Origin of the sequence: Actinoplanes lobatus (assembly GCF_014205215.1) — a bacterium.
In the GTDB taxonomy this organism is placed as follows: Bacteria; Actinomycetota; Actinomycetes; order Mycobacteriales; family Micromonosporaceae; genus Actinoplanes; species Actinoplanes lobatus.
Genome location: NZ_JACHNC010000001.1, coordinates 4,910,197 through 4,926,141 on the forward strand (window position 1 = coordinate 4,910,197; position 15,945 = coordinate 4,926,141).

The 15,945-nt window shown below is 71.6% G+C and carries 17 protein-coding genes; 12 read left to right on the forward strand and 5 right to left on the reverse strand.

Going from position 1 to position 15,945, the window contains the following annotated elements; all coding sequences use genetic code 11:
• Window positions 1-9 precede the first annotated feature (9 nt).
• Genes BJ964_RS22665 through BJ964_RS22675 form a run of 3 tightly spaced genes read right to left on the reverse strand, consistent with a single transcriptional unit; the run spans window position 10 to window position 3,738 of the window.
• Entirely contained in the window at window positions 10-1,443 is a 1,434-nt protein-coding gene (locus tag BJ964_RS22665) for an aldehyde dehydrogenase family protein (protein WP_188122548.1), read from the reverse strand.
• Window positions 1,440-2,726 (reverse strand): acyl-CoA dehydrogenase family protein, encoded by a 1,287-nt coding sequence (locus tag BJ964_RS22670; RefSeq protein ID WP_188122549.1) that lies wholly within the window; start codon window positions 2,724-2,726, stop codon window positions 1,440-1,442. The genes BJ964_RS22665 and BJ964_RS22670 overlap by 4 nt, the downstream gene beginning before the upstream one ends.
• A gap of 4 nt (window positions 2,727-2,730) precedes the next feature.
• Window positions 2,731-3,738, reverse strand: coding sequence for a flavin reductase (locus BJ964_RS22675; RefSeq protein ID WP_188122550.1), 1,008 nt, complete (start codon window positions 3,736-3,738; stop codon window positions 2,731-2,733).
• A 201-nt stretch (window positions 3,739-3,939) separates the two neighbouring features.
• Here BJ964_RS22675 and BJ964_RS22680 point away from each other — a divergent pair, with 201 nt between their 5' ends.
• Entirely contained in the window at window positions 3,940-4,725 is a 786-nt protein-coding gene (locus BJ964_RS22680) for an IclR family transcriptional regulator (RefSeq protein WP_188122551.1), read from the forward strand.
• On the opposite strand, the gene BJ964_RS22685 is transcribed toward BJ964_RS22680, so the two are convergent.
• Window positions 4,722-5,420 carry a hypothetical protein gene (locus BJ964_RS22685; RefSeq protein ID WP_188122552.1) on the reverse strand — a complete coding sequence of 233 codons (699 nt, stop codon included), beginning with the start codon at window positions 5,418-5,420 and terminating at the stop codon, window positions 4,722-4,724. The two genes, BJ964_RS22680 and BJ964_RS22685, sit on opposite strands and share 4 nt — an antisense overlap.
• Before the next feature lie 53 nt (window positions 5,421-5,473).
• Here BJ964_RS22685 and BJ964_RS22690 point away from each other — a divergent pair, with 53 nt between their 5' ends.
• The 3 genes from BJ964_RS22690 to BJ964_RS48090 are packed head-to-tail and all read left to right on the forward strand — an operon-like array spanning window position 5,474 to window position 8,472.
• On the forward strand, window positions 5,474-5,944 hold the full coding sequence (locus tag BJ964_RS22690; protein ID WP_188122553.1) for a MaoC family dehydratase: 471 nt from the start codon (window positions 5,474-5,476) through the stop codon (window positions 5,942-5,944).
• Entirely contained in the window at window positions 5,945-7,027 is a 1,083-nt protein-coding gene (locus tag BJ964_RS22695; RefSeq protein ID WP_188122554.1) for an LLM class flavin-dependent oxidoreductase, read from the forward strand.
• Window positions 7,027-8,472: a CaiB/BaiF CoA transferase family protein gene (locus BJ964_RS48090; protein ID WP_229806929.1), complete on the forward strand. Its 1,446-nt coding sequence runs from the start codon at window positions 7,027-7,029 to the stop codon at window positions 8,470-8,472. Before BJ964_RS22695 ends, BJ964_RS48090 begins: the two co-directional genes overlap by 1 nt.
• Window positions 8,473-8,567: 95 nt before the next feature.
• On the opposite strand, the gene BJ964_RS49550 is transcribed toward BJ964_RS48090, so the two are convergent.
• A complete protein-coding gene (locus tag BJ964_RS49550) occupies window positions 8,568-8,672 on the reverse strand; it encodes a hypothetical protein (RefSeq protein WP_188127095.1) in 105 nt (34 codons plus the stop codon).
• Between the two features lie 69 nt (window positions 8,673-8,741).
• Here BJ964_RS49550 and BJ964_RS22715 point away from each other — a divergent pair, with 69 nt between their 5' ends.
• The 8 genes from BJ964_RS22715 to BJ964_RS22750 are packed head-to-tail and all read left to right on the forward strand — an operon-like array spanning window position 8,742 to window position 15,350.
• Window positions 8,742-10,082, forward strand: coding sequence for an MmgE/PrpD family protein (locus BJ964_RS22715; protein ID WP_229806930.1), 1,341 nt, complete (start codon window positions 8,742-8,744; stop codon window positions 10,080-10,082).
• A complete protein-coding gene (locus tag BJ964_RS22720) occupies window positions 10,079-11,044 on the forward strand; it encodes a RidA family protein (RefSeq protein WP_188122556.1) in 966 nt (321 codons plus the stop codon). The genes BJ964_RS22715 and BJ964_RS22720 overlap by 4 nt, the downstream gene beginning before the upstream one ends.
• Window positions 11,041-11,499, forward strand: a complete 459-nt coding sequence (locus tag BJ964_RS22725) for an FAS1-like dehydratase domain-containing protein (protein WP_188122557.1) — start codon at window positions 11,041-11,043, stop codon at window positions 11,497-11,499. Before BJ964_RS22720 ends, BJ964_RS22725 begins: the two co-directional genes overlap by 4 nt.
• Window positions 11,486-11,860, forward strand: coding sequence for a MaoC/PaaZ C-terminal domain-containing protein (locus BJ964_RS22730; protein WP_188122558.1), 375 nt, complete (start codon window positions 11,486-11,488; stop codon window positions 11,858-11,860). The genes BJ964_RS22725 and BJ964_RS22730 overlap by 14 nt, the downstream gene beginning before the upstream one ends.
• Window positions 11,857-12,972: a thiolase C-terminal domain-containing protein gene (locus BJ964_RS22735; RefSeq protein WP_188122559.1), complete on the forward strand. Its 1,116-nt coding sequence runs from the start codon at window positions 11,857-11,859 to the stop codon at window positions 12,970-12,972. Before BJ964_RS22730 ends, BJ964_RS22735 begins: the two co-directional genes overlap by 4 nt.
• Window positions 12,969-13,268, forward strand: coding sequence for a Zn-ribbon domain-containing OB-fold protein (locus BJ964_RS22740; RefSeq protein WP_203832630.1), 300 nt, complete (start codon window positions 12,969-12,971; stop codon window positions 13,266-13,268). The genes BJ964_RS22735 and BJ964_RS22740 overlap by 4 nt, the downstream gene beginning before the upstream one ends.
• Window positions 13,258-14,421: an acyl-CoA dehydrogenase family protein gene (locus tag BJ964_RS22745; protein ID WP_188122561.1), complete on the forward strand. Its 1,164-nt coding sequence runs from the start codon at window positions 13,258-13,260 to the stop codon at window positions 14,419-14,421. Before BJ964_RS22740 ends, BJ964_RS22745 begins: the two co-directional genes overlap by 11 nt.
• A complete protein-coding gene (locus BJ964_RS22750; RefSeq protein WP_188122562.1) occupies window positions 14,418-15,350 on the forward strand; it encodes an HpcH/HpaI aldolase/citrate lyase family protein in 933 nt (310 codons plus the stop codon). The genes BJ964_RS22745 and BJ964_RS22750 overlap by 4 nt, the downstream gene beginning before the upstream one ends.
• The last annotated feature ends 595 nt before the right edge of the window (window positions 15,351-15,945 follow it).

A 15,945-nucleotide genomic window follows, 5' to 3' on the forward strand; every position in this document is an offset into this window, starting at 1 on the left:
AGAAACCGGTCACGACCGGCTGTGCAGCGCGAAGCCGTTCTCCACACCGACCACGCGCGGGTTGGTGAAGAACAGCAGGGTCTCGGCGGTGCCCTCCTCCGAGTAGCCGGAGATCCCCCAGGCCGGACGGGGCGTGAACAGGTGCAGGCTCATGATCGAGGAACCGTTGACCTTCACCTCGCCGGCCCGGACCCGTTTCGCGACGGCCAGGGCGGCCTCCTCGTCGGCGCCGAAGACGTAGCCCTCCAGGCCGTACCGGGTGCCGTTGGCCAGCGCCACCGCCTCGTCGACCGTCTGATAGCCGTGCACCGCGGCGACCGGGCCGAAGATCTCGTCGGTGGTGCGGGCCGGGTCGGCGCCGACCACCAGCGACGGCGCCAGGGTGTTGCCCGGGCCGGTCAGGGCGGATTCGAACAGGGTGCCACGCAGGTCGTCGCGGGCCTTCACCACGGTGGCCCGGTGTCCGGAATGGATCAACGGCCCGTAGTCGGTGGCCTCGTCGGCCGGGTCGCCGGTCCGCAGCCCGTCGATCCGGGCCAGCACCGCGGCGGCGACGGCCTCCTCCCGGCCGGCCGGGACGATCAGGCGGCCCAGCGCCCGGCACCACTGCCCGTTCAGGGTGGTGAGCAGGTCGGCGGCGGCGCGGGCCACGGCGTCCTCGTCGGCGTCCGGTAGGGCGATCAGCGCGTTGTTGCCGCCGAGTTCCAGCTGCACCGGCTTGATGTCGTAGGCGCAGGCGGCCGCGACCGCCCGGCCGCCGCCGAGGCCGCCGGTGAACGAGACGGCCCGGATCCGCGGATCCGAGACGATCTGCGAGCCGACCGCGGCGCCGCCGTGCAGCAGCTGGAACAGCGCGGCCGGGGCGCCGGCCTCGCGCAGGACGGTGTCGATCACCTCGGCCAGGCGCTCGGTGCCGTACGGCGCGTACTCACTCGGTTTGAGGATGGTCGGGCAGCCGGCGGCCAGCGCGTTGGCGACCTTGTGGGCGGCCATCGGGGCCGGTGCGTTCCACGGGACCAGGCAGGCGGCCGGGCCCCAGGGGAGGCGTTCGACCAGCACCTCGCGGCCGTCCTCGCGGGTCGCCGTCGAGGTCAGGATGCCGGCCCGGAGCTGCCCGGCCGCCAGTGCGAACGCCCCGGCCAGGATCATGCCGAGCGGGGTGGTCTGCCGGATCGGGACGCCGGTGGCCCGCGACTCCAGCGCCACGATCTCCGGTGCGGCGGCGCCGACCGCGGCGGCGATCCGGTCCAGGACGTCGGCACGGTCGGCGGCGGGCAGGTCCCAGGAGCCGAGGGCGTCCGCCGCGGCGAGCGCCTCCTTGACCCCGGCCCGGGACGAGCCGAGCGCCGGGCCGGTCACCTCTCCGGTGGCCGGGTTCTCCAGATCCACTCCTACCGGAATCGTGCACGCTCTCCACGTACCGTTGATGAGGTCTTTGGTCATTTGGCCACGCTCGCGAAGAGATCGTTCGCCCGGTTGCTGGTGATCACCGACGCGGCCTCCAGGCGCCCGCGCTCCGGCGGGAACGTCATGACCAGGCCCATCGCCAGGTCACGCAGGGCGCGGCCGACGGTGCCGTTCATTGTCGCGTTGGAGGTGCCGGACGCCTTGAGGGCGCCGATCGCCACGTCGAACGCGGCCTGGCAGATGCTGCCCTTGGCGATGCGCCACTGCGCGTACACCTCGGATTTGGTGGCGATCGGCGGCTCGCACGTCTCCAGCAGCAGCTGGCGGCGCAGCCACAGGTAGGCCCGTTCCAGGTTCTCGGTCATGTCGCCGATGATCACCTGATGCATGGGCGACTCGGCGATCGGACGGCCCGTGTCGGCGAACGTCTTGCGGGTCAGCCGCTCCAGGGTGTCGTCGTAGACGCCCTGCGCCGCGCCCACGTAGACCGCCGTGATGGCCAGCTGGTTGCCGACGAAGCTGCCGCGGCTGCACTGCAACATCTTCACGAACGCCCCCGGTACGGTGAGCGCGTCCTCCTGCGGGATGAACACACCGTCGAGCCGGATGCCGTGGTTGGCGCTGCCGCGCATGCCGAGCCCGTTCCAGAACGGCCGCTCGGTCACCCCCTCGGCGTCGCGCGGAACCAGGAACATGACCAGCCCGTCGGCCGTCTCGTAGCCGTCCAGCCGGGCCGTGACCAGGTAGTAGTCGGCGATGCCGGTGGCGCAGCCGAACGACTTCTCGCCGGTCAGCTCCCAGCCCTTCACGCCATCCTTGACAAAGGGGACGGCGGTCGTGGCGATCGCGATGTTGGCGCCGCTCGACTTGACCGACTCGCTGGCGAAGTTGGCGAGCCAGGTGCCGCCGGACATCAGCCGCAGCACCTTCTCGGCGAACGCCTTCACGACCGGCGTCTCCTCCTCGGAGAACAGCCCGGACTCGATCGCCTCCAGCGGCAGCAGGCCGCGCGACGCCGACGTGTTGTGGAAGAAGAAGGCCAGCGCCGTGGACGGGCAGGCGCTGCCCATCGCGTACGTGGCGGCGGCCAGGTCCCGCAGGGTGCCGCCGAGCCCGCCGTACTCCCGGGGGACGATCAGGCCCATCAGGCCGGCGTCGCGCAGCAGCTCGATGTGCTCGCGCGGGAAGGCGCCGTCGGCGTCGGCCTGGTCGGCCTTGGCCCGCAGCGCCGGCAACACCTGCTCGACGAGGGCGGCCCGGGCCTTCTCCTCGACGGTCATGTCGTCGACGAGCTTCTCGCCGATGAGTCGGTCGGCCATGGTGTCACTCCCTGATGTGGGCGAGGTCGGGCGGGCCGGCGACCTCGAGTTGGCGGGACAGGTGGAGCAGGTCGCCCAGCGGCAGCCCGGACGATCCGGAGCCGGGGGCGACGACGTCGAAGTGCGAGACCCCGCTCTTCATCGCGACCAGTGCGTTGACCAGGGCGAGGCGGTTGTCGCCGGAGAGGCGGACGCGCAGGACGGCCGGGCGGGCCCGGACCGCGGCGTCCTGGAGCACCCGGCGGACCTGCAACGGCGAGGCCGGCACGACCAGCGACTCGGCGCAACCGATCTCGTCGCAGCCGAGTGCGGTGAGGGCGGAGACCTCGGCGAGGACCTCGTCCTCACGGCCGGGGCCGAAGGCGTCGGTCACGTACCCGATGACGGTGGCGCCGGACTCCTTGGCGGCCCGGATGGCCGCCGGCGGGGGCGGGGCGTCGGCGGAGAACTCGAAGCAGTGCCCGTCGGCGCGGACCCGGGCCCCGGCCTTCCGCAGCGCGCCGGCCAGTGGGTCGTCGGCGGCCACGTCGACGGTGAGGTTCACCGAGGACGGCAGCGGGTCGGCGATCTGGCCCCAGTTGCGTGAGTGGAACAGCAGCGGCGAGGTGATCCGGGGCAGGGCCGCGTCGGTCACCGCGCCGACGAAGATGGTGTGGTCGCCGCCCGGGTACGCGTGCGCGACCGTGCAGTCCAGCCATGCCACCGCGTCACTGAGCACCGGGCACCCGTTCGCGGTGGTGGTCCAGTCCAGGCCGGCGAACCGGTTCTTGACGTCGCGCTCCTGCCCGGCGAACCGGCGGCCGATGTCCGCCTGGTCCTTGCCGAGGAAGCTGATCGCGAACTTGCCCGCCTCGCCGAGCAGCGCCCGGCTGGGCAGATGGTTGCCCAGGCAGACCGACACGAGCGGCGGATCGAGGCTGACGGAGGAGAATGAACTGGCGGTCATCCCGTGCACGCCGTGCGGGCCCACCGTGGTCACCACGCAGACGCCACTCGGCCACTGTCCGAGCACGGATCGGAAGGTCGTGCTGTCGACCGGCACTCGTACGCTCCGTTCCTGCGGACTGTTTCGCTCTAGGAAACGTCGTTACGCTGAACGTAACGACGCTCAAGGATCGTGTCAACCGCGGAACGGTACGGCGTTTCGCACCGCGAAATGGCAGGCTAGAGTTCGGCAAAGTTTGTTCCGTACCTGTTCCGTGGGGGTTTCGCAGTGGCAGTGAGTGAGGACGAGGGCCAGTCCCGGTCCATCGCCGCGGTCGAGCGCGCGATGGACGTGCTGCTCTACTTCGGCCGCACCGATCAGCCCGATCTCGGGGTGACCGAGATCGCGACCGCGCTCGGTCTCACCAAGGCGGCCGTGCACCGCATCCTCACCGCGCTGCGCAGCCGAGAGCTGATCACCGTCGACCCGGCCACCCGGCGGTACGCGCTGGGCCACGCCGCAGTCGCCCTCGGCCGGGCGTACCTGGCCCGCACCGACGTTCGCGCGATGGCCGCGCCCGAGCTCAAGCGCCTCTCCGAGCGCACCCACGAGACCGCCACCCTGTCGCTGCGCCGCGGCGACACCCGGCTCTACGTGGACCAGGTCGTCCCCGACCAGGAGCTGCGCCTCGAGGTGAGCCTCGGCATCCCGTTCCCGCTCAACGCCGGCGCCTCGTCCAAGGCGTTCCTGGCGTTCCTGCCGGACTTCGAGGTCGACGCCTACCTCGCCCGGCACCCGCTCGAGGCGGTGACCGACAAGACCATCACCGACCCGGCCAAGCTCCGCAAGGACCTGGCCGCGATCCGCAAGCGGGGGTATTCCACCTCGCTCGGTGAGCGCCAGGCCGGGGCCGCGTCGATCGCCGCCCCGATCTTCGACCACGACGCCCGGGTGGTGGCCGTGATCAGCCTGGCCGGGCCGGCGCTGCGCTTCAAGGCGGACACCGAGGAGGCCGTCGCCGACCTCCTGGCCTCCGCGTCCCGGATCTCCGCGCAGCTGGGTTACCGGCCCTAAAGGTTCGCGAAGGGCTTGGCCACGCCGAGAAGGCCGGCCAGCAGGACCGAACCCCAGATCACCCAGACGTACGGGAGGCAGCCGTTGACACTCTTCTTGACGGTTGCCTCGTCGTCGTCCCCGGCCGTGCCCGCCATCACCCTGCCGAAGAAGGCCGGGCCGAACGGTTTGAGCTGCCGCCGGATGCCCAGCCCCGCCGCGATCGCGAGGGCGTAGAGGATGACCTTGCCGCCCAGCCACTTCGGATTCGTGGTGACCCCGAACGGCTCGGCGGCCACCAGCGTGAAGACGCCCATGCCGAACATGCCGGCCACCACGGCGATCCGGATCGCCCAGTCGGCGCGCTTCACGGTCGGGTGCTTCCCCGGCTCGTGGTGGTCGGTCCACATCAGCCAGACCCAGACGAACGATCCGATCCATACCGGTACGAGCAGCCACCACGGCAGCAACCGGATCCCCCACAGCTCACCGCCGTGCGCGTCCAGTGAGATCAGTGTCAGGCCGCTGGGCAGGAAGAGGATGAGACAGATCTTCGGCCCGAGGTCCAGCCCCAGCATGATCTTCAAGGCGGTGAGCCGGGCGGCCGGGGTCAGCGAGGAGTCGATCACGTACCGGCTGGAGTAGAAGACTCCCAGGTCCCCGCCGAGCCAGAAGACCATGAGCACGATGTGCAGGTAGAGGAACGCTTCGAGCATGGGGTAGATGGAAACACCTTTCCACTGTACGAAACAAGTGCTAGCTTCGCCGCATGCTCGGCCGCTATTACGAAGACTTCACCGTCGGTGACACGTACCGCCACCCGTTCGGCCGCACCATCTCCGAAGCGGACAACACGTGGTTCACGCTCCTGACGCTGAACACCAACCAGAGCCACTTCAACGCCGACTACGCAGCGCGTACGCCGTACCGGAAACTGCTGGTCAACTCCACCCTCACGGTCGCCATCGTGACCGGCCTGTCGGTGCCGGACGTCAGCCAGCACGCCTTCGCCAACCTCGGCTGGGAACAGATCAACATGCCCAGCCCGGTCTTCGTCGGCGACACCATCTACGCCAAGTCCACGGTCCTCGACCTGCGCGAATCAAAATCGCGGCCGTACGCGGGCATCGTCAAGGTCTTCACCACCGGCTTCAACCAGGACGGCGTCGACGTCATCACCTGGACCCGCACCATGCTCACCTACAAGCGCGGCCACGGCCCCTCCTCCGAGGTCTCGTAGATGCGCCTCGACGTGCAGCCCTGGGGCGAGACGATGGCCGAGCTGGTCAGCGCCGCCCGGGCCGCCGAGACCGCCGGCGCCGGCGTCGTCTGGGCCCCCGAGCTGCACCGCAGCGCCTTCGTAACAGCCTCCGCACTCGCCGCCGGAACCGGCAAGGACGCCGGTGGTCACTCTCGCATCGGCATCGGTACGGGCATCGCGCTCGCCTTCGCCCGAAGCGCCATGCTGACCGCGCTCGCCGCCGCCGACCTCGACGAACTGTCCGAAGGCCGGTTCCGGCTCGGCCTCGGCACCGGGGTGGCCCGGCTCAACCAGGACTGGCACGGCGTCTCCTTCGACCGGCCGCTGCCCCGGCTGCGTGACACGGTCGCCATCGTCCGCGCGGTCCTGGCCGGCGGCGACCCGATCGTCCACAAGGGGCTCCGCTCGATCCGGGTGCGCGGCTGGCGGCGGCCCTATCCGGCGGTCCGCCCGCACCTTCCGATCTATCTGGCCGGGGTCGGGCCCGGCATGGTCGCGCTCGCCGGTGAGGTCGCCGACGGGTGGATCGCCCACGAGCTGTGCCCGCCCGCTGAACTGCGTGAACGCATCTGGCCGGCGCTGCGTTCCGGCCTCGCCCGTTCCTTCTCTGCGGGCTTGCCGGCCGCGGGCTCCTCCTCTGCGGGCTCCAGTTCGGCTGCGGCCCGTCTGGTGCCTGGCTTCGACGTGGTCGCCGCCGCCTGCTGCTCGGTCGACAACGACGCGGCCGCCGCCCGCCGGCGCGCCGCCAACGTGGTCGGCTTCTACGCCTCGGTCCGCTCCTACGCCGACATGTTCGGCGCCGCCGGATTCGCCGACGTCTGCGAGGCCGCCTCCGAAGCCCTGCGCTCCGGCCGCCCCGCCGACTCCCTCGGCGACCTGATCCCCGACGCGATGGTCGACGCCTTCACCATCGCCGGAACCCCCGCACACTGCGCCGCCCGGATCCTCGAATACGACGGCCTGGCCGACGCGATCAAGCTCTCCCCGCCCTCCTACGGCCTGCCCGCCGACGAGGTACGGCACGCCCAGAACCGCCTGCTCGAACTCGTCGGGAGCATGTGATGAGGCCACTCGAGGACATCCGCATCGTCGCCGTCGAACAGTACGGCGCCGGCCCGTTCGGCTCGGTCCACCTCGCCGACCTGGGCGCCGACGTCATCAAGATCGAAGAACCGGGCACCGGCGGCGACGTCGGCCGCTACGTGCCGCCCTACCAGCACGGCGAGGACTCGCTGTTCTTCGAGACGTTCAACCGCGGCAAACGCTCGCTCTCCCTCGACCTGGCGTCCCCCGCCGGCCGCGAGGTCTTCGAAGACCTGGTACGCCACTCCGACGCCGTCTACTCCAACCTCCGCGGCGACGTGCCCGCGAAGATCGGCATCACCTACGACCAGCTCAAACACATCAACCCGAGCATCGTCTGCTGCTCGCTGACCGGCTTCGGCATGACCGGCCCGCGCGCCGCCCAGCCCGGCTACGACTACATTCTCCAGGGCCTCGCCGGCTGGATGGAGCTCACCGGCGAACCGGGCGGCCCACCCACCAAGTCCGGCCTGTCCATCGTCGACTACTCCGGCGGTTTCGTCGCCGCCATCGCCCTGCTGGCCGGAGTCCACGCGGCCCGCCGCGACGGCCACGGCATGGACTGCGACCTGAGCCTCTTCGACACCGCGGTCGGCATGCTCACCTACCCCGCGGCCTGGCACCTGAACGCCGGCTTCGAACCCGCCCGGACCCGCTACTCCGCCCACCCGTCCCTGGTCCCGTTCCAGCTGTTCCCCTCGGCCGACGGCTGGGTCGTGGTCGGTTGCGCCAAGGAGAAGTTCTGGCACCGCCTGGTCGCCGTCCTCGAAAGCGCACCTACCCCGGACACCCCCGCCGGACCATCGAATTCCGCCGGTTCGGGTGGCGCCGACCCGAGCGTCTCCGCTGGGTGGAGTTCCGCCGGTTCGGGTGGCGCCGACCCGAGCGTCTCCACTGGGTGGAGTTCCGCCGGTTCGGGTGGCGCCGACCCGAGCGTCTCCACTGGGTGGAGTACCGCCGGTTCGGGTGGCGCCGACCCGAGCGTCTCCACTGGGTGGAGTACCGCCGGTTCGGGTGGCGTCGCGCTGAGCGATCCGCGGTTCGCCACGTTCGCGGATCGGCGCACGCACGCCGACGTGCTGCTTCCGCTGCTGGAGGAGATCTTCGCGACGCGGGCGACCGCCGAGTGGCTGGCCCTGCTCGAACCGGCCGGCATCCCGTGCGGGCCGGTCAACGACGTGGCGGCCGCGTTGCGTGATCCGCACACCCTGGCGCGCGGGCTCGTCGTGGAGACCGAACATCCGCATTACGGCACCGTGCGCCAGGTCGCGTCGCCGGTCCGGGTGGGCGACGCGCCGCCGGCCTACCGCCGCGCTCCGCGCCGGGGAGAAGACCTGGGGTACGTCGCCGAACTCCTCGGCTACTCCGACACCCGCTTGACTGAACTACGTTCCTCCGGCGCCTTCGGCAAGGCCCCCGAGTGACACGCGCGGATCGTTCTGACGGCGTCAATGTTGAGCGAGTCAATGTGGATCCCGTCAATGCGGGAGCGATCAATGTTGACTCGACTGGACTGGATTCAGTCAGGATTGATTCGGCCGTGGTTGATTCGGCCGTGGTTGATTCGGCCGTGGTTGATTCGGCCGTGGTTGATTCGGCTGTGGTTGATTCGGCTGTGGTTGATTCAGTCGGGATTGATTCGGCTGTGGTTGATTCGGGTGGACTTGACCTCGGTGGAGTTGAGCCGGCGGCGGTGGTGCTGGCTCGATGGGTTGCCGGGCTTGACTGCACGGCGCTGCCGGACGCGGTTGTCGAGGCGGCCCGCGAGCATCTGATCGACGCTGTCGGCTGTGCGGTCGCCGGCATCGGACGCGGCGCCGCCGAACCCGCGCTCACCGTCGCGCGCGGGCTCGGCGGCCCGCCCGAGGCCCGGCTGTTCAGCGGGGAGCGGGTCGGCGCGGTCGCGGCCGCGTTCGGGAACGCCGTCGCCGTACACGCGCTCGACTTCGACGACACCCACGCCGGCGGATTGGTGCACGCGAGCGCGGTGACCGTACCGGTGGCTCTTGCCGTGGGAGAACAGACCGGGGCGCGCGGCAGTGAGATGATCACCGCGCTGGTCGCGGGTCTCGAAGTCGTGTGCCGCCTCGGCGCGTCGGCGCCGCACGGATTCCACGCGCGCGGGCTGCACGCCACCTCGATGTGCGGGGTCGTCGGCGCGGCCGTCACCGCCGGGAAGCTGATCGGCCTCGACGAGACGCGGCTGGCGCACGCCATCGGGATCGCGGCCAGCGGGGCCAGCGGACTGCTGGAGTTCCTGCACAGCCCGGCCAGCACCAAGCAACTGCATCCGGGCACCGCCGCCGCGAACGGCATCCTCGCCGCCCGCCTCGCCGCCGCCGGCGCGACCGGTCCGGCCGGGGCGCTCGACGGCGAGTACGGCCTGTTCCGGACCATGACGACCCGCGATCCCGACCCGGCCGTCCTGCTGGGAGAACTCGGTGAGCGGTGGGAGACGACCCGGATCGGGATCAAGCCGTACCCGGCCTGCCAGCTCACGCACGCCTCGATCGACGCGGCCGGCGAGTTCACCGGGAGCGCGCCGCCGGCGCTGACCGTGACACTGCACCCGGACGCCGTACCGATCGTCGGTGGTCCGGAGAAGCGGCGGCCGCGCAGCGCCTACGAGGCCAAGTTCAGCGTCTACTGGTGTGTCGCCGCGATGGTCGTCGACGGCTGGGTGGACCTGGACACGTTCGAGGACCTGGACCGGCCGGAGATCCTGGACCTGGCCGCCCGGATCACCGTGCGGGCCGGCGCCGCCGACGTGGTCGCCGCGGACGCGCCCGGCATGGTCGAGGGCGACGGCCGGACCGCCCGGGTGGAGCGGCCCACCGGCGGTGGAGCGCGCACGAAGGCCGCCGCGAACCTCGGACCCGGCGCGGAGGAGGTCTTCGCCGCCGCCGACGCGCTGACGACAGCGGCTGGCGACAAAGCGGCCGGCGGCCCGAAAGCGGCCGGTGGCCCGAAAGCGGCCACACCGGCTGCCGATGTCGCGGAACTGCTCGACCGGATCGAAGGGTGTCTCCAGTGACCGTGTATCTGCCGGCCGTGCCCGGCTACGACCAGCTCGACGTGCCGATCGGCGACGTGGTCCACGTGACCGAGTACGTCACCGCCGCCGCCCTGGCCGACCCGGCGGCACTCGACGCCGCGCGGAAGACGGTGTTCGGGGAGCACCGCGCGCCGGTGTCGCGGGTTCCGGTCGAGTCGATCGTCGGCTCCGGCGCACCCTACGCCGTCGCGGTCGTCACCCACCCGGGCGGCGGGACGCTGTTCACCGACGGCGACGACGTGATCCGGGTGGCGGGCGGCGTCACCTACCTGCCGAGCGTGCACACCACCGATGGCGACTTCCGCGACCAGTACCGCTGGTGCCTGGAACGGATCGCCGCCCTGCTGGCGGTGGCCGGCTCGGGCACCGGCGCGCTGGTCCGGACGGTCGACTACACGGCGACCGCGACCCGCGCCGAATACCCCCGATGTGGACGGCCCCGCCGGGAGGTCCTCGGCGCCGGGCCGGTCCATCCGGGCGCCGCCGGCATCCTCGTCGACGTCCCGGTCGAGCCGGGCGCCCAGGTGTCGCTCGATGCGCTCGCCGCGTCCCCGCCGCTCGAAGCGCTCAACCCCGGCTGGGCCCGCTACGACACGCTCACCTACAAACCGGCCGTACGGGCGGCGAACACCGTCTACCTGGCCGGGTTCGGGGCGCTCGACCCGGTCAGCCAGCAGGCGATCCACGCCGGCGACCTGGTCGCCCAGGCCGAGTACGTCTACCGCAGCATCGAGACGGTCCTGGCCGAGGCCGGCGGCACCGGCGAGAACGTGGTCCACCTGGTCGAATACCTGACCCCGGACGCGGTCGCCGACTATCCGCGCACGGTCGCCCTGCGGGAGAAGCACTTCCCGAACGCGGTCGTCACCGCGGTCGTCTGCTCGGCCCTGCTGCGCCCGGAGTTCCTGCTGGAGACGGTGCCGACGGCGGTGCTGCCGTGACGCTGCTGACTCCGGAACTGGCGGCGCGGATCGGGGAGGAGCGGGTCTACACCGCGCCGGAACCGCTGGGCCGGGCCGCGATCCGCTACTTCGCGCTGGCCACCGGCGACACCGACCCGGCGCACCTGGCCGGCGACGTGGCCCCGCCGACGCTGATCTGCGAGACCAACCAGTACGCCGGCCTGCCCCGTGACGCCGACGGCTACGCCGGTCACGGGTGGCATCTGGACGTACCGGGCACCCGGTTGGTCCGTGGCGGAAACGCCTACCGTTTCGAGCGCCCGGTCGGCCCGGACGACGTGATCACCGCCCGCTGGAAGCTGGCCGACATGACCGAGCGGGTCACCGGCGGTGGCAAGACGATGCTGATCGTCACCTCGGTCGCCACCTACACCGACCAGGCCGGCCGCGTCCTGGCCGTCAACGAGGAGACGCTGATCTATGTCGCTCGTTAGAGAGCAGAAGATCGAACTGCCCGACATGATCGCGTACGCCGGCGCGACCTGGGACTGGCACAAACTCCACTACGACGCCGACTACCTGCGCGAACGCGGCCTCGACAAGCCGGTCGTCGACGGTCAGGTGTTCGGCGCCCACCTGGCGATCGCCCTGCGTGAATGGTTCGGCCCGGACGCGGTGATCACCGCCCTGTCGTTCCGGTTCAAGAGCCTGGTCTTCGCCGGCGAGACGATCCGCTGCGTCGGCACGGTCGTCCGTGAGGAGGCCGGCACGGTCGAGGTCGACCTGCGCGTCGAGGTCGTCGAGGGTGGCCGGATCGCGGTGGCCCCCGCCTCCGCGACACTGACCCTGCCATGACCGGGGTCGCCATCGCCGGCGCCGCCGAATGCGACCTCGGCGCCACCGGGAAGTCGATCCTGGAGTTGCAGACCCAGGCGGTCACCCGGGCGCTCGACGATGCCGGGCTCACCCTGGCCGATGTGGACGGGATCGCCACCAACGGCATCGCACGCTTCTCGGCCACCCAGCTCGCCGACTGGCTGGGCCTGAAACCGTCCTGGTGCGACTCCACTTTCGCCGGGGGCGCGGTCTTCGAGATGTATGTGGCCCGCGCCGCCCAGGCCATCGCCGCGGGTCAGTGCAGCACCGTGGTGATCTCCTACGCTTCGGACCAGCGCTCGGCCCGCAGCCGCAAACTGACCGCCGTCCACGACGACGGCACCCCCGAGGCCGAGTGGGAGGCCCCCTACCAGCCGCTCTACCCGATCTCCTACTACGCCATGGTCGCCCAGCGCTACCTGCACGTTCACGGCCTGACCCGGGCGGACCTCGCGTCGGTCGCCGTCGCCGCGCGGGCGCGGGCCCAGATCAACCCCAAGGCATGGACGTACGGGAGAGGCGCGCTCACCGTCGACGACGTCCTGGCCGCCCCGCAGATCTCCAGCCCGCTCGGCAGGCTGGACTGCTGCCTGGTCACCGACGGCGGCGGCGCGATCGTCCTGACCTCCCTGGAACGCGCCCGGGACCTGCCGAAACGCCCGGTCGAGGTGCTCGGCTACGGCGAGGCGCTGACCCACACCGGCATGGCGAGCGAACCGGACCTGCTGCGCACCGGGGCGATCGACTCGGGCCGGCGCGCCTTCGCCCGGGCCGGGCTGACCCCGGCCGACATCGACGTGGTGCAGCTGTACGACGCGTTCACCGTCTCGGTGCCGCTCGGCCTCGAGGCGCTCGGATTCGCGGCGCCCGGCGAGGGGCTGGCCGTCACCACGCCGCACAACACCACCGGCGGCGGCCTGGCCTACTGCCATCCCGGCCAGTTCGGGGTGCTGCTGCTGGTCGAGGCGGTCCGGCAACTGCGCGGCGAATGCGGCGACCGGCAGGTGCCGGGCGCGTCGACGGCCCTCGCACACGGCACCGGCGGCATCTTCTCCAGCCACGCCACGGTGATCCTGGGAGCGGACCGGTGAAAATCCAGCACTGTACGACCTGCGGGTCCTATCAGCACTATCCACGCCCGATCTGTGTCACGTGCGGCGGCGACCGGCCGGACGAGGTGGACGCGGCCGGCACCGGAACCGTGGACAGCTTCACCGTCGTCCACCGCGCCGACGAACCGTTCGTGCTCGCGCGGGTCCGCCTCACCGAGGGCCCGGTCGTGCTCACCCACCTCACCGGCATCCCCGACCCGCGATGCGACCAGCCCGTCCGCCTCGTCGAGGGCTCCGAACCACCGGTCTTCACAGGGAGTGACGATGGACTTTGACCTGAACGACGAGCAGCGGATGTTCCGCGACGTGCTCCGGGACTTCGTGGACCGTGAGATCCGGCCGGTGGCGCAGGAGTGGGAGGCGTCCGGACGGTACCCCACCGAGATCGTCGAGACCATGCGTGAGCTGGGCCTGTTCGGTCTCACCGTCCCCGAGGAGTACGGCGGGCTCGGCGCCGACATGGTCAGTTTCGCGCTCACCTTCGAGGAGATCGCCAAGGGCTGGATGGGCATCGCCGGCATCCTCGGCAGCCACTCGCTGTCCTGCTGGCTGATCGCCCGGCACGGCACCGACGACCAGAAGTCGCGCTACCTGCCTGATCTGGCCAGCGGCGTACGGCGTACCGGAATCGCTCTGACCGAACCGGATGCCGGAACCGACCTGCAGGGAATCGCCACGACGGCCGTTCGCGACGGCGACCACTACGTCCTCAACGGTCGCAAGACCTGGATCACCAACGCCCGGTACGCCGACCCGCTGCCCGTTCTCTGCAAGACCGACCCGGCCGCGGCCCCCGCGCACAAGGGCATGTCGGTGATCCTCGTCGAGGCCGGCACCCCCGGTTTCACCGTCGAACGTGACCTGCCGAAACTCGGCTACAAGGGCACCGAGTCGTGCGAGGTGCTGCTGGAGGACGTCCGCGTCCCGGCGACCCAGCTGCTCGGCGGCGTCGAGGGCCGCGGCATGCAGCAGGTGCTCTCCGGCCTGGAGACCGGCCGGATCAACGTGGCCGCCCGCGCCCTCGGCATCGCCCAGGCCGCCTACGACGAGGCCCTCAAGTACGCCGGCCAGCGCAAAGCCTTCGGCAAGGCGATCGGCGACTTCCAGGCGGTCCAGCTGAAAATCGCCGAGATGGCTGCCCAGGTGCAGGCCGCCCGGCTGCTCGTCTACTGGGCCGCGTCCCGGTCCGACGGCGGCCACCGCGTCGACATGGAGGCCGGCATGGCCAAGGCGTTCGCCTCCGAGGCCGCCGTGTTCTGTGCACTCAACTCGATGCAGGTGCACGGCGGCTACGGCTACTCCAAGGAATTCGTGGTGGAACGCCTCTACCGGGACGCCCCGCTCATGATGATCGGCGAGGGCACCAACGACATCCAGCGCGTCGTCATCGCCCGCGCGCTGCTGTCCGGGACGGCGACGATCGGATGAGATCCTTCCTGTACGTCCCCGGCAACCAGCCGAAGATGCTGGCCGCCGCCCTGACCCGGGGCGCCGACGCGCTCATCGTCGACCTGGAGGACGCGGTCCCGCCCGGCGAGAAGCAGGCGGCCCGCCACACGGTCGCCGAGTGGCTGCGGTCGCTGCCGGCCGGCGCGCCGGTCTGGGTACGGGTCAACTCCGGGCCGGACGGGCTCGACGACGCCCGCGCCGTCATCGCCCCCGCACCGCGCGGCGATGCCCATGCCGTCCCCACTCCCGCACTGCGCGGCGATGCCCATGCCGTCCCCACTCCCGCGCTGCGCGGCGACGCCCATGCCGTCCCCACTCCCGCGCTGCGCGGCCTGGTCGTGGCGAAAGCCTCCCTGGACCAGCTCACCGGCCTGGGCGGGCTGCTCGACGAGCACGATCCGGCGGGGGCGGTCGGCCTCGTACCCCTCCTGGAGACCCCGCAGGCGATCCTCGCCGCAGCGGCCATCGCGTCGGCGCCTCGCGTCACCCGGTTGCAGATCGGCGAGGCCGACCTCAGCGCCGAGCTGGGCATCACCCCCGGAGATCAAGATCAAGAGCTTCTTTTCGTACGATCGAGCGTCGTCCTCGCCTCGGCGGCCGCCGGAATCGAGCCACCCGCCGCCGCGGTGACCACCGACTTCCGTGACCTGGACGCGCTGCGCCGCTCGACGCTCGCCTTGAAGCGCCTCGGCTTCCGCGGTCGCGCCTGCATCCACCCGGCCCAGATCCCGGTCGTCCACGACGTCTTCACCCCGACCGCCGAGGAGATCGCCACCGCCCGCGACCTGATCACCCGCTTCGAATCCGCCGGCGGTGGCGTCTGCCTGGACGCCCGCGGCCGCATGGTCGACCTGGCCGTGATCCGGGAAGCCCGCCGAACCCTCTCCCTGGCCCCCGCCGTCCCCTGACGCCCCCGGCCCTGCCCTCCCGGTTTCGCCCCGGCCCGTTTCCAGCCTTGTCCTTGCGGGTTTGCCCCGCCCCGTTCCCAGCCCTGACCTTCCTTCCTGGTCCCAGCCCCGTCCCCAGCCCCAGTCCTGAGTCCGCCCTCGCACTCGCACTCGCACTCGCCCCGCCTCCGCCCGTGCCCCCGCCTCCGCCCTCCCCCCGCCTCCGCCCTTGCCCCGCCTCGCCCCCGCCCTCGCACTCGCACTCGCCCCGCCTCCGCCCGTGCCCCCGCCTCCGCCCTCCCCCCGCCTCCGCCCTTGCCCCGCCTCCGCCCTTGCCCCGCCTCCGCCCTTGCCCCGCCTCGCCCCCGCCCTTGGCCCGCCTCGCCCCCGCCCTTGGCCCTGGCCGGGCCCCGTCCCTGGCCGGGCCCGGGCCTGGCCTTTGGCCTCGCTCCTGGCGGCAGGCATCGTGCGCATGATTACTCACGGTGATCGGGTGCGGGATTTTCAGTTGTGGTGTGGAATATCGGGGCTTTCGGGGCGCCACGAATCCTCCACGAGGACGGCCGAGCGAACGCACCGAGTGATGTCCCGGATCCGCCACACCGCAGGTTGTCCA